The sequence below is a fragment of the Zobellella sp. An-6 genome, assembly GCF_052487945.1.
This window is the reverse complement of record NZ_CP199259.1, coordinates 4,153,956-4,167,500: the sequence shown is the minus strand read 5'-3', so window position 1 is coordinate 4,167,500 and position 13,545 is coordinate 4,153,956. Positions and strand designations below refer to the sequence as shown.

Genomic DNA, 13,545 nt, shown 5'->3' with positions numbered 1-13,545 from the left:
GGGTGAAGTCCCTTGCGGATGGAGCCTGAGCCAGTCGCAGTGACCAGGTGGCTGGGACTGTTTATCAAAAACACAGCACTGTGCAAACTCGTAAGAGGACGTATACGGTGTGACACCTGCCCGGTGCCGGAAGGTTAATTGATGGGGTTAGCCGCAAGGTGAAGCTCTTGATCGAAGCCCCGGTAAACGGCGGCCGTAACTATAACGGTCCTAAGGTAGCGAAATTCCTTGTCGGGTAAGTTCCGACCTGCACGAATGGTGTAACCATGGCCACGCTGTCTCCACCCGAGACTCAGTGAAATTGAAATCGCCGTGAAGATGCGGTGTACCCGCGGCTAGACGGAAAGACCCCGTGAACCTTTACTATAGCTTGGCACTGAACATTGACCCTACATGTGTAGGATAGGTGGGAGGCTGTGAAGCGGTGACGCCAGTTGCCGTGGAGCCGACCTTGAAATACCACCCTTGTATGTTTGATGTTCTAACGTAGGCCCCTAATCGGGGTTGCGGACAGTGCCTGGTGGGTAGTTTGACTGGGGCGGTCTCCTCCCAAAGCGTAACGGAGGAGCACGAAGGTTGGCTAAGTACGGTCGGACATCGTACGGTTAGTGCAATGGCATAAGCCAGCTTAACTGCGAGACGGACAGGTCGAGCAGGTGCGAAAGCAGGTCATAGTGATCCGGTGGTTCTGAATGGAAGGGCCATCGCTCAACGGATAAAAGGTACTCCGGGGATAACAGGCTGATACCGCCCAAGAGTTCATATCGACGGCGGTGTTTGGCACCTCGATGTCGGCTCATCACATCCTGGGGCTGAAGTCGGTCCCAAGGGTATGGCTGTTCGCCATTTAAAGTGGTACGCGAGCTGGGTTCAGAACGTCGTGAGACAGTTCGGTCCCTATCTGCCGTGGGCGTTGGATGATTGAGGGGGGTTGCTCCTAGTACGAGAGGACCGGAGTGAACGAACCGCTGGTGTTCGGGTTGTCATGCCAATGGCACTGCCCGGTAGCTAAGTTCGGAATCGATAACCGCTGAAAGCATCTAAGCGGGAAGCGAGCCCCGAGATGAGTCATCCCTAGAGCTTCGAGCTCTCTAAAGGGCCGTCCGAGACTAGGACGTAGATAGGCAGGGTGTGGAAGCGTAGCGATACGTGCAGCTAACCTGTACTAATGACCCGTGCGGCTTAACCATACAACACCCAAGAAGTGTGAGACCTTGCAGGTCGAGAGCGAATTCATCAAAAGACAGCTTTTCCGGATTAAAGTTTATTGCCTGGCGGCGATAGCGTTGTGGTCCCACCTGACCCCATGCCGAACTCAGAAGTGAAACGCACCCGCGCCGATGATAGTGTGGCAGCTGCCATGTGAAAGTAGGTCACTGCCAGGCACCCAAATTAGAAAACCCCGATACGCAAGTGTCGGGGTTTTTTGCGTTTGCGGCCGGACTACACCACCTGCCGCGCACGCCCCCCACCTCGGCGAGGGGCGTGTTTGCTCCTGCTGTCAGTCCACATCCCGGCCCAGGGCCGCCCGGCGAATGCGGTACCACTGCTGGCGGCTGAGCTGGATATGCTCGGCCTGTACCGCCTGCCGGACCCGTTCAATCCTGCCCGAGCCAATGATAGGCAGCGGCTGGCTGGGCAGCATCATGACCCAGGCAAAGACCACCTGCTCTATGGTGGCGGCGTCCACTTCCAGCGCGATCTGTGCCAGCTCATCCCGTAGCGCCTGGAAGGCCGGCTCCTTGAACAGCCTGCCGCCCCCCAAGCAGGACCAGGCCATGGGTTTGAAATGCCGCCGCTGACATTGATCCAGGGTGCCGTCGGTGAGGGTGTTCTGGTAGAGGGGAGATATCTCGACCTGGTTGGTGACCAGCGGGTAGTCCAGCCGGGACTGCAGCAGCTCGAACTGGCTGGGGGTGAAGTTGGATACCCCGAAATGGCGGACCTTGCCGCTTTTCTTCAGGTTGTTGAAGGCCTTGGCCATTTCATCCGCGTTCATCAGGTAGTCGGGCCTGTGGATCAGCAGCAGATCCAGGTGATCGGTGCCGAAATGGCGCAGCGATTGCTCCGCCGAGGCGATGATATGGGCCTTTTCGCTGTTGTAGTGGGGCAATTGGTGGCCGGGATGAGCGGCGGAAGGCAGGGCGATGCCGCACTTGGTGACGATCTGCAGTTGCTCGCGCAGGCCGGGCTTGAGTTTCAGCGCCTGGCCGAAGGCCGCCTCGCAGCCATAACTGCCATAGATATCCGCATGGTCAATGGTGGTGATACCGAGTTCCAGGTGCTGCTCGATAAACCGGAGCAGATCCTGGGGCGACATCTGCCATTCCAGCAGCCGCCAGTAGCCCATGATCAGGCGGGAAAACTTGGGGCCTTCGGGGCTGACTAATACGCGTGTAACGGACATGGCGGAACTCCCTGTTATGAAAAAATAATGATGCTTTGCCAACTATACGTCATTCTGCGCCGGCCTGGTCGAGGGCCAGCCGGAGCTCCACTATGCCGTCTTCCAGGTGCATCGTCACCTTGAATCCCAGCTTGCGCGCCAGTACCACCATCCCCCTGTTGGATGGCATGGTGATGCCGCTCAGGCTGTGCAGGCCCCGTTGCCGGGCGTAACGGATGATTTTTTCCATCAGCAGCCGGCCCAGGCCCACCCCCTTGAGATCGGAGCGCACCAGCACCGCGAACTCGGCGTCGCTGTTGTCCGGATCCGAGACCGCCCTGACCACGCCGAGGATATCGCCGTTGCCAGCCACCGCCACGAAGGCCATTTCCCGGTCGTAATCGATCTGGGTCATGTGGGCCAGCTCCTCATGGCCGATCACCACATCGGCGAAGAAGCGCTTGTACCTGTCCTCGTCGGACACGTGGGCGACAAATTCCTTATGGGCCGGCTCGTCTTCGGGCAGTATGGGGCGCAGCAGGATGGAGCTGTCATCCTTCAGCCGGGCCTGCTCCTCCCATTCCTTGGGATAGGGGCGGATGGCCAGCCTGGCCTGGCCGTCGCCTTCGAAGGGGCTGAGCCTGAGGCTGACATCCAGGGCGATCATCTCCTTACCGGTGGCCAGCAGGGGATGGATATCGAGCCGGGTGATCTCCGGGTGGTTGATGATAAGGTGGGACACCTGGGTCAGCACCCGGCAGACGGCTTCCATGTCCAGGGCCTGCTGGGAGCGGTTGGCCCTGACCTTGCCGCTTTTCAAGGCGTGGATCACCAGGTAGCGGGCCAGGGTCATGTTGAGCGGCGGCAGGGCCACCGCCGCCTGCTCTTCTCCTTCCCAGTCGACGCCGCCGTCGCCCAGCAGTATCACCGGGCCGAACACCGGATCCGAACGCACCGCGATGTGCAGCTCCTGGGTGCCAGCCCGCCGGGCCATGCGCTGGACCAGCAGGCCGTGGATGCGGGCGCCGGGGTAGGTTTGGCGGACTCGATCGAGAATGGCGTCGGCCGCCTGGGCCACCTCCGCCGCCGAGCGCAGGTTGAGCACCACGCCGGAAACATCGGACTTGTGGGCGATGTCCGGGGAGCGCAGCTTGATCACCACCGGATAGCCGATCTGCTCGGCGATATGGGCCGCTTCGGTGGCGTCCGAAGCGATCCAGGTGGGCAGGGTCTGGATGCCGTAGGCGGCCATCAGCCGGCTGACCTCATGGGTGTCCAGCTGCTGGATGCCCTCCTCGAAGGCCTGCTGGATCAATGCCTTGACGGTCTCGGCGTCGCTCGGCATGTCGGAGACGGACTCCGGGGTTTCCATCAGTTGCTTCTGGTTGCGGCGGTATTCCACCAGATGCATAAAGGCGCCGGCGGCGCTTTCCGGGGTACGGTAGGTGGGAATGCCCGCCTCGGTGAAACAGCGGCGGGCCTCGAACACGCTGGTTTCCCCCGACCAGTTGGTGAGGATGTTGAAGCGCCGGGCCCGGGGATGCTCCTTGATCACCTGGATAAGCTCCCTGGCCACCAGGGTGCTGTTCACCGCGGCGGAAGGGGCATGCATGATCAGGATGGCGTCGAAGTCGTCGCTGTCGAGCAGCACCTTGAGGCTGGCGATATAGCGTTCCACCGGGGCGTCGCCGACGATGTCGATGGGGTTGGTATGGGACCAGGCCGGTGGCAGCACCCTGTCCAGGGCAGAGAGGGTGGGCTCGCTCAAGGACGCCAGCTTGCCGCCCCGGGCCAGCAGGGTATCGATGGCCATGATCGCCGGGCCGCCGCCGTTGGTGAGGATCACCAGCCGTTCGCCGCGCAGGCTCTGGGCATGGTTGAGGGTTTCCACCGCCGCAAACAAGTCATGGGTATCCCGCACCCTGAGCATACCGGCCCGGCGGATGGCGGCATCGTAGGCCGCGTCCAGCCCCACGTCGCCGCCGGTGTGCAGGTGGCCGAGTTGGGCGCCGATCCGGGTCTTGCCGCTCTTGACCACCAGTACCGCCTTGTTGCGGGAAGCGGCCCGGGCCGCCGACATAAAGGTACGGGCGTCCTGGATGGCGTCCATGTACAGCAGTATGGCGTTGGTGTGCCGGTCCCGGGCCAGGTAGTCGAGCAGTTGGGCGAAGTCGATGTCGCTGGCGTCGCCCAGGGAGATGAAGTGGGAAAAGCCGATGTCGTTGTGGCGGGCCCAGTCGAGGATGGTGGCGCACACCGCCGCCGACTGGGACACGAAGGCGATGCGCCCCGGCTTGGCGGGGAAGGGGGCGAAACTGACATTCAAGCCCAGGTGCGGCAGTATCACCCCCATGCTGTTGGGGCCGAGCAGGCGCATGCCGTGGCGGCGGGCGCCGTCCTTCATCTGCGCCAGCTGTTCTCCGTTGGTGCCGGCGGCCAGGACGATGGCGGCCTTGCAGCCTTTCCGCCCGAGCTGGTCGATGATGCCGGGATTCTTGGCGGCCGGGGTGCAGATGATGGCCAGATCCGGTACTCGTGGCAGGCTCTGGATGTCCGGATAGGCCATGACGCCGGCCACGGCGTCGTACTTGGGGTTGACCGGCATCACCGGGCCGCTGAAGTTGCCGGCCAGCAGGTTTTTCATCACCAGCTTGCCGGCGCCGTTGTCCCGGTGGGAGGCGCCGATCACGGCGATGCTGGCGGGCCGGAAGAGGGCGTCAAGTCCTTGCAGCGGCATAGCGACTCCTTGAGTGGATGAGGGGACTGGGCCCGAGTGGTTCTAGCACATTATAAGATACTGATCCGGATTTCATTTTTAGTGGTGTGAGCAGGTTCCAGGGGTTGGCGGTATGAAGCTAGCATCCCGGGCGAGTTCAAGGCTTGTCTTGCCGCAAGTTCTGCTCGGGTATGATAAAACCGGAGACCGGGGGCGGGCGTGCAAGGGCATGTTAATTTTTCCGCCGCCCTTGGTCGTTGTTCTCATATGCGTCTAGTTTTATTCAGGCGGGCACGATTAAGGATAATCATTATGGGTTGGAGCAAGCATCTGGGATTTTTCCGCCTGGGGCGCAGCGGCAATGGCCGGCTGCGCGAGGCACTGGAACACGCCATCGACGCCGTGGTGAGCATCGATCAGCACAACAGGGTCGTCTACTTCAATCCGGCGGCGGAACGGCTGTGGGGCTACCGCAGGGACGAAGTGCTGGGCAACAACGTCAATATGCTGGTGCCCGGCGCCATCCGCGCCGCCCACGACGGCTACGTCAACCGCAACCGGGACACCGGGGAGAACCGCATCGTCGGCACCAGCCGCGAGGTACAGCTGCAGCGCAAGGACGGCCAGATGGTGTGGGTGAGCCTGTCCCTTTCCCGCTATAAACTGGGCCGTGATATCGGCTACACCGCCTTCGTGCGCGACATCACCGCCGAGCACAACATGCGGGAGATGATCAACCAGACCCTGGAGCAGGCCATCGACGCCGTGGTGACCATAGACGAACACAACACCGTCACCTTCTTCAACCAGGCGGCGGAGCGGCTCTGGGGCTACGACCGGGCCGAGGTGCTGGGGCAGAACGTCAAGATGCTGGTGCCCCACGATATCCGCCCCAACCATGACAACTATGTGAATGCCAACCGCCGCACCGGCCAGGACAAGATCGTCGGCACCAGCCGCGAAGTGCCGGTATTGCGCAAGGACGGCAGCCGGTTGTGGGCCACCCTGGCCCTGTCCAAGGTGCAGCTCGACGGGCGCATCATCTATACCGCCTTCCTCAAGGACGTGACCGCCGAGGTGGAGCGGCGGGAGGAATTCCGGCTGCTGTCACTGGTGGCCAACCGCACCAACAACTCGGTGATCATCACCGATGCCGAGGGGCGCATCGAATACGTCAACCCGGGCTTCTGCAGCCTGACCGGTTACAGCCTGGACGAGGTCAGGGGCCGCAAGCCCGGCGACTTCCTGCAGGGCGAGCTGACCGATCCGGCCACCCGGGCGCGGATCCGCGATTATCTGTCCCGCCAGCAGGCCTTCTACGACGAAATTCTCAACTACGACAAGCAGGGCAACCCCTACTGGGTGTCGCTCGCCATCAACCCGGTGTTCAGCGAGCAGGGCAAGCTGGAGCGCTTTATCTCCATCCAGGTCAACATCACCGAGACCAAGTCCAAGGCGCTGGAGTTCAATGCCCGGCTGGAGGCCATCGGGGCTTCCTTTGCGGTGGCCGAATGGAACGGTAGCGGCGAACTCAGCTATACCAATGCCCTGCTCGACAAGCTGATGCACCGGGATCACGCCGCCATGGCCTCGGGGCCTCTGGGGCGGTTGCGCCAGTTGCTGGGCGAGGACGGCTGGCAGCAACTGCAACAGGGCCGGAGCCTGCAGCGGGATCTGGAAGTGCCTGACGGAGCTGGCCAGGTGGTCTGGCTCGACGTGACCTTTACTCCCATCCTGGATGTCAACCAGCACCTGGCCAAGGTGGTGATGTACGGCTCCGATATCAGCCTGCGCAAGCGCACCATCGAAGAGACCAACAACGCCATGGGGGAAGTGCTGGGCTCGAGCGATCAAATCCAGCATATCGCCCGCACCATCAACGATATCGCCGAACAGACCAACCTGCTGGCCCTGAACGCCGCCATAGAGGCGGCGCGGGCCGGGGAGCAGGGACGGGGTTTCGCGGTGGTGGCCGACGAGGTGCGCACCCTGGCGGCCCGCTCCCGGGCCTCGGCGGACGAGATCAGCCGGCTGCTGGGCGACACCAAGGTGCGCATCGAAGGCCTGGCGGATTCCCTGCAACGGCTGGAGCAGACCGAATAGCTGCCGCCGGGAGGCTCAGCCGAACAGCCGCTCCCGGAACATAAAGAAAACGGCGCCCAGCAGACAGAGCCCGGCCCAGACGAAGTCCATGCGGAAGGGCTCCTTCAGGTAGAGGATGGAGAAGGGCACGAACACCGACAGGGTGATCACCTCCTGCAGTATCTTCAGCTGGCCCACGTTGACCACCTGGACGCCGATGCGGTTGGCCGGCACCTGCAGCAGGTATTCGAACAGGGCGATGCCCCAGCTGATCAGGGCGGCCCAGATCCAGGGGCTGTTCTGCATGTTCTTCAGGTGGCCGTACCAGGCGAAGGTCATAAAGATATTGCTGAGCGTCAGCAGGCCGATGGTGATGAGTAAGGGGTTCATGACATGATCTCCGGATAAGGCGCGCGGATTATCGGGCCTGGCGCAAACTTGCACAAGATGGTGGCGTCCCGGCACTGTGGTTTTTTTCATCACGACGCGTTCCTGTGGTTCCCGGGCCCGGTGGCGGGTAAACTGGTGGAAACGCCATGTCACCAAGGTTCAAGATGCAGTTTCCCACCATCGAAGATTTTGTCGGCAACACCCCCCTGGTGCGCTTGCAGCGGCTGGCCGGCCACACCCGCAGCCAGGTGCTGGTCAAGCTGGAAGGCAACAACCCGGCGGGCTCGGTCAAGGACAGGCCGGCGCTCAACATGATCCGCCAGGCCGAGGCCCGGGGCCGGATCCGGCCCGGCGACACCCTGATCGAAGCCACCAGCGGCAATACCGGCATCGCCCTGGCCATGGCCGCCGCCATCAAGGGCTACCGCATGGTGCTGATCATGCCCGACAACGCCACCGAAGAGCGCAAGGCCTCGATGCGGGCCTATGGCGCCGAGCTGATCCTGGTGAGCAGGGAGGCCGGCATGGAGGGTGCCCGGGACCTGGCCGATAGCATGGCCGCCGAGGGCAAGGGCGTCATCCTGGATCAGTTCAACAACCCGGACAATCCGGAGGCGCACCTGCTGACCACCGGGCCGGAGATCTGGCGCCAGACCGGGGGGCTGCTCACCCACTTCGTGTCCAGCATGGGCACCACCGGCACCATCATGGGGGTGTCGCAATACCTGAAACAGCAGAATCCCGACATACAGATCGTCGGTCTGCAGCCCGGCGAGGGCAGCCAGATCCCGGGCATCCGCCGCTGGCCCGAGGCCTACCTGCCGGGCATTTTCGAGCGGAGCCGGGTGGATCAGGTGCTGGACATCGGCGAGGTGGAGGCGGTGGACACCATGCTCCGGCTGGCAAAAGAAGAGGGCATCTTCTGTGGCATCAGCTCCGGCGGCGCCGTGGCCGGCGCCCTCAGGCTGGCGGAGCAGGTCGACGATGCCCTGATCGTGGCCATCATCTGCGACCGGGGCGATCGCTACCTGTCGTCCGGGGTGTTCAACGGCACTCGGGCTTGAGGCCGATAGCTGGAAGCTTGAAGATGGCTGGCTTCCGGCTTCCGGCTTCCGGCTTCCGGCTTCCGGCTTCCGGCTTCCGGCTTCCGGCTTCCGGCTTCCGGCTTTATGGTTCAGGATGTTTTCTGCCCCCGGGCGCGCCGCCATTCCCGCCAGGGAGCCCGGCTGCCGGCGGGATTGCCATTCAGTACCAGGTGGGCGGCCAGGCCGAACACCACACCCCACAGGGCCGAGGACAGCCCGTACAGCGACAGCCCCGAGGCGGTGACGATAAAGGTGATCAGCGCGGCTTCCCGCCCCTTCGGCTCCTCCAGCGCGGTCACTAGATTGCCGCCGATGGCGCCGAGCAGGGCCAGGCCGGCCAGCACCGCCACGAAGGCCACCGGCAGCGAGGTGAACAGGCTGACGATGGTGCCGGCGAACAGGCCGCCCACCAGGTAGAAGATACCGTTGAACACCCCGGCCACATAGCGCCGTGTGGGGTCTTCATGGGCGTCCTTGCCGGCGCAGATGGCGGCGGTGATGGCCGCCACCACTATGCTGATGCCGCCGAACAGCGCCATGGGCAGGGACACCAGGCTGGTCACGCCGATGATGGGCCTGGCCCCGACCGGGTAGCCGGAACCATGCAGTATCGCCATGCCCGGCAGGAACTGGCCGGACAGGCTGACCAGCACCAGCGGCAGCGCCAGGCCCAGGGTGGCGGCCAGCGACCATTCCGGCCTGATCAGTTGCGGGGTGGCCAGCTCCCAGCGCAGACCGGCCAGCGACGCTCCCTCCAGCACCATCGCCAGCAGTATGCCGGCCAGCAGCAGCAGGATCAGGCTGTACTTGGGCCAGAGCCGGCGACACAGCAGATAGGCGGCCAGCATGCCGAGGGCCAGGGCGGGGGAGCCGTCGATGGCGGTGAAGGCGCCCACCCCGAACTGGAACAGGATGCCGGCCATCATGCCGGCGGCCACGCCTTTGGGAATGGCACGCACCAGGGCGTCGAAGCTGCCGGACAGGCCGATCACCAGGGTGATGGCGGCGGCGGTAAGGTAGGCGCCCACCGCCTCGTTGAGGGAAAGATCAGGAAACAGGGTCACCAGCAGGGCGGTGCCCGGGGCCGACCAGGCGGTGACCACCGGAGCCCTGAGCCAGAGCGACAGCACCATGCCGGAAACGGCGGCGCCGAGGGAAATGGCCCACACCCAGGAGGTCATCATCTCCTGGGATACGCCGGCGCTGGCGCCGGCCTGGAAGAAGATGGCGAGCGGCCCGGCGTAGGACACCAGCACCGCCAGAAAGCCCGCGGCCACCGCCGGCAGCGACAGATCGCGCAGAAAAGAGGTCATATCCGGCTCCTTCTGAAAATAAAGCAATATGAGGGATAAATAGCAGGTTCTACCAGGATCTATCAGGCCGCGACAAACTTTCGGAGTCACTCAATCCAGTAGCACCCATGCTCAAATAGGCGGACAAAGGGAACGGCTCCGCCGACCGTCACAGGCCAGGGATGGCATGTGCCGAGCGACACAGGGATGTGTTCGAAGCGTGTCGGCGGAGTTGGCCCTTTGGCCGACTTCTTCGGGCCATGATGACGGCTTTGTCGACAAACTGATAGCCCCGGCACAAGGCCGGGGCCATGGTTATCGCCGCAAGGGATCAGCCGTTGCTGGTTGCGCCGGCTTCGGCGGCGGGCTGGCTGGCGCCGAGGCGCCGGCCCACCAGGGCGATGGCGATGGTGGCGATGGCGCCCGGTACCGCCAGGGCCAGGAAGTTCATCTGGTGCGGCAGCGCCAGGGCCAGCAGGGTGCCGCCCAGCATGGGGCCGACGATGGCGCCGTTGCGGCCCACGCCCGAGGCCCAGCCGAGGGCGGTGGAGCGGATGCTGGCCGGGTAGAACTGGGCCACATAGGCGTACAGCAGGATCTGCGAGCCGATGGTGGTGGCGCCGGCCACGGCCATCAGGCTGTACAGCAGCCACATGGGGTGGGGGTAGCCGAGCAGCACCAGGGAGACGGAGGCCAGCATAAAGAAGGTCACCAGCACCGAGCGCAGCGAGAAGCGGTCGGCCAGCCAGCCGCCGCCCACGGCGCCGACGATGGCGCCGATGTTGAGCACCATCAGCGACATCAGGCTGGAGCCCAGGGCGTAGCCGGCCATGGACATCAGCTTGGGCAGCCAGGAGCCGAGGGCGTAGACCATCAGCAGGCAGCAGAAGAAGGCGGTCCAGAACATCAGGGTGCTGAGGGCGCGGCCGCCGCGCAGCAGCTCCAGCACCGGCGCCTTCTGCTCCTTGACCGTCGGCACCACCAGCTTGTCCTCACCGCGAATCTGCCGTTCCGGCGCCACCTTCTGCAACAGTACCCGGGCCTCTTGCTGGCGGTTCTGCGCCATCAGGAAGGCCACCGACTCGGGCAGGTACTTGATCATCAGCGGCAGCAACAGCATGGGCACGGCGGCCAGGTAGAACATGATCTCCCAGCCGTAGTTGGGCACTATCCATATCCCCAGGCCGGCGGACATCATGCCGCCCACCGCGTAGCCGCTGAACATCAGCGCCACCAGGGTGCTGCGGCTTCGCTTGGGCGAGTATTCGCTCATCAGCGACACCACGTTGGGCATGACGCCGCCGATGCCGAGGCCGGCGATAAAGCGCAGCAGGCCGAACTGCCAGGGGTTGCTGGCCAGGCCGTTGAGCACTGTGGTGAGGCTGAACAGCACCACGCACATCAGTATGGTTTTTTTGCGGCCGAGCAGGTCCGACAGCATGCCGAAGCCCATGGCGCCGAACATCATGCCGAACAGGGCGCTGCTGCCCAGCAGGCCGGCCACGTAGGGGTTGAGCGACCACTGGTCCATCAGTATCGGCAGCACCACCCCGTAAATGACCAGGTCGTAGCCGTCGAAAATGATGATCAGGGTGCACCAGAACAGCACCTTCCAGTGGAAGGGGGTAAAGCTGGCGTTGTCTATGGTGTCGTTGACATCGATATGTTTCATCAGGTGTTACTCCGCGTGTTGTCCTTAAGTCTGGAGTCCGGGGGCTCGGGCCCCCGCAGTTCCGATGTAAAGGCGGTCGATTCCTCCGCCGCCTTTTCGTGTATCAGCCCGGATCTCCGCCCGCCACGGGGAGAATGGTGCCGGTGATATAGCTGGCCTCGTCGGAGGCGAGGAACAGGATGGCCGCCGCCTGTTCGTCCAGGGTGCCGTAGCGGTGCATCAGGCTGGTGGCCTTGGTCTGCTCGACCAGGGCCTGGTACCACTGCTGCTCGCGCTCACCCTGGGCCTCGTTGTTGCGCGGGGTCAGCCGGGGCGGCGCCTCGGTGCCGCCGGGGGCGGTGGCGTTGACCCGAATGCCGTGTTCGGCGTATTCGAACGCCAGGTTGACGGTCATGGCGTTGACCCCGCCCTTGGCGGCGCCGTAGGGCACCCGCATCAGGCCACGGGTGGCCACCGACGACACGTTGACGATGGCGCCGTGACGCTGCGCCACCATATGGGGCAGAACCGCCCGGCAGCACCACAGGGTGGGGAACAGGGAGCGCTGGATCTCCTTCTGGATCTGCTCCGGGCTGTAGTGCTCGTAAGGCTGGGCCCAGATGGTGCCGCCCACGTTGTTCACCAGCACGTCGATACGGCCGAACCGCTCATGGGCCCGGGTCATCAGGGTGTGTGCCCCGTCCCAGCTTTCCAGGTCGGCCTGCACCGCCAGGGCCTCGACCCCCTGTTGTTCGAGTTCGGCCGCCAGCTCGTGCACGTAATCCGCCAGATCCGCCAGCACCAGGCGGGCGCCTTCCGCCGCCGCCCGCTCGGCCACCCGCCGGCCTATGCCCTGGGCGGCGCCGGTGATCACCATCACCTTGCCGGTGAAGCGGGCGCTCATGCCACCTGCTCCGCGACGGCGGTGACGCTGGGGCTGAACTTCTCGTAGTGGAAGGAGGCGGGCTGGATGCCCTGGCTGCGGAAGTAGCCCAGCACCGCGTCCACCATGGGCGGCGGCCCGCACAGGTAGACGTCCACCTCGCCGTGCCGGAGCGGGGCGTCTTCCATATGGTTGGTGACATAGCCCTTGCGCGGGTGGGCGCTGTCGGCGCCGGCGACCACCGTCTTGAAGCTGAAATGTTCGATCTCGGCGGCGAACCGCTCCAGTGCCTCGACCCCGACCAGGTCGTCGTCGTTGGTCACGCCGTAGATCAGGTGCACCGGCTGGTCGCAGCCCTTCACCTTCAGTTCTTCCAGCATCGCCAGGAAGGGCGCCAGGCCGGTGCCGCCGGCCAGCATCAGCACCGGACGCGCCACCGGGCGCAGGTAGAACACGCCCATGGGGCCGGTCAGGCTCAGCCGATCGCCGGCCCGGGCCTGGCCCACCAGCCAGGAGCTCATCAGGCCGCCCGGCACGTTGCGGATCAGGAAGCTCAGCTCCCGGCTGCCCGGGCGCGAGCTGAAGGAGTAGGCGCGGCTTTCCTCGCTGCCCGGCACCCTGATGTTGACGTACTGGCCCGGCAGGAAGGGGACCTCCTGGTCCGCGCTCACCCTGAGCTCGATGGCGGTGGGGGAGATCAGGTTGACCTCGGCCAGGGTGCCGCCGAACTCCACCTGGCCGGTCTTGCACAGGGTGGAGGGGGCGGGGATTTCCACCACGCAGTCGCCGGAGGGCACCATCTGGCAGGTCAGCACCTTGCCCTCGGCCACTTCCTCCTCGGTCAGGGCCTCGTCGAGGTAGTCGTCGCCCAGGTCGAAACTGCCCTGGCGGCAGCTGCCCTTGCAGGTGCCGCACACGCCGTCGGAGCAGTCCATGGGCAGCTTGATCTGGTTGCGGTAGGCCGCGTCCAGCACGGTCTCGCCCGGGTTGCAGTTGATGAAGCGGGTGATGCCGTCTTCGAAGTTGAGGGCTATGTTGTAGCTCATGATCCTCTCCCCAC

The 13,545-nt window shown here is 64.3% G+C and carries 9 protein-coding genes and 2 rRNA genes (1 of these 11 cut by a window edge); 4 read left to right on the top strand and 7 right to left on the bottom strand.

Going from position 1 to position 13,545, the window contains the following annotated elements; all coding sequences use genetic code 11:
* Positions 1 to 1,190: ribosomal RNA gene (locus ACT7DK_RS19605) — 23S ribosomal RNA — on the top strand; it begins 1,701 nt to the left of the window's first position.
* 80 nt (positions 1,191 to 1,270) lie between these two features.
* A 5S ribosomal RNA gene (gene rrf, locus ACT7DK_RS19600) occupies positions 1,271 to 1,385 on the top strand.
* 116 nt (positions 1,386 to 1,501) lie between these two features.
* On the opposite strand, the gene ACT7DK_RS19595 is transcribed toward rrf, so the two are convergent.
* Both ACT7DK_RS19595 and ACT7DK_RS19590 read right to left on the bottom strand, forming a co-directional pair.
* Positions 1,502 to 2,407, bottom strand: a complete 906-nt coding sequence (locus ACT7DK_RS19595; RefSeq protein WP_445402132.1) for an aldo/keto reductase — start codon at positions 2,405 to 2,407, stop codon at positions 1,502 to 1,504.
* A 49-nt stretch (positions 2,408 to 2,456) separates the two neighbouring features.
* Positions 2,457 to 5,123: a bifunctional acetate--CoA ligase family protein/GNAT family N-acetyltransferase gene (locus ACT7DK_RS19590; RefSeq protein ID WP_445402130.1), complete on the bottom strand. Its 2,667-nt coding sequence runs from the start codon at positions 5,121 to 5,123 to the stop codon at positions 2,457 to 2,459.
* A gap of 291 nt (positions 5,124 to 5,414) precedes the next feature.
* On the opposite strand from ACT7DK_RS19590, the gene ACT7DK_RS19585 reads away from it, so the two are divergent.
* Complete coding sequence (locus ACT7DK_RS19585; protein ID WP_445402128.1) at positions 5,415 to 7,205, top strand: PAS domain S-box protein; 1,791 nt, start codon at positions 5,415 to 5,417, stop codon at positions 7,203 to 7,205.
* A 15-nt stretch (positions 7,206 to 7,220) separates the two neighbouring features.
* On the opposite strand, the gene ACT7DK_RS19580 is transcribed toward ACT7DK_RS19585, so the two are convergent.
* Positions 7,221 to 7,574, bottom strand: a complete 354-nt coding sequence (locus ACT7DK_RS19580) for a DMT family protein (RefSeq protein ID WP_094041154.1) — start codon at positions 7,572 to 7,574, stop codon at positions 7,221 to 7,223.
* A gap of 164 nt (positions 7,575 to 7,738) precedes the next feature.
* Between ACT7DK_RS19580 and cysM the strand changes: the two genes are divergently transcribed.
* Entirely contained in the window at positions 7,739 to 8,638 is a 900-nt protein-coding gene (gene cysM, locus ACT7DK_RS19575; RefSeq protein WP_445402416.1) for a cysteine synthase CysM, read from the top strand.
* A gap of 110 nt (positions 8,639 to 8,748) precedes the next feature.
* Here cysM and ACT7DK_RS19570 read toward each other — a convergent pair whose 3' ends face one another.
* The 4 genes from ACT7DK_RS19570 to benC all read right to left on the bottom strand — a co-directional run bounded on the left by ACT7DK_RS19570 (position 8,749) and on the right by benC (position 13,531).
* A complete protein-coding gene (locus ACT7DK_RS19570; protein WP_445402126.1) occupies positions 8,749 to 9,972 on the bottom strand; it encodes a benzoate/H(+) symporter BenE family transporter in 1,224 nt (407 codons plus the stop codon).
* A 310-nt stretch (positions 9,973 to 10,282) separates the two neighbouring features.
* Positions 10,283 to 11,623, bottom strand: a complete 1,341-nt coding sequence (locus ACT7DK_RS19565) for an MFS transporter (RefSeq protein WP_445402124.1) — start codon at positions 11,621 to 11,623, stop codon at positions 10,283 to 10,285.
* Positions 11,624 to 11,726: 103 nt separating this feature from the next.
* On the bottom strand, positions 11,727 to 12,506 hold the full coding sequence (gene benD / locus ACT7DK_RS19560) for a benzoate diol dehydrogenase BenD (protein ID WP_445402122.1): 780 nt from the start codon (positions 12,504 to 12,506) through the stop codon (positions 11,727 to 11,729).
* Positions 12,503 to 13,531 carry a benzoate 1,2-dioxygenase electron transfer component BenC gene (gene benC, locus ACT7DK_RS19555; RefSeq protein ID WP_445402120.1) on the bottom strand — a complete coding sequence of 343 codons (1,029 nt, stop codon included), beginning with the start codon at positions 13,529 to 13,531 and terminating at the stop codon, positions 12,503 to 12,505. Before benC ends, benD begins: the two co-directional genes overlap by 4 nt.
* Positions 13,532 to 13,545: the final 14 nt, after the last annotated feature.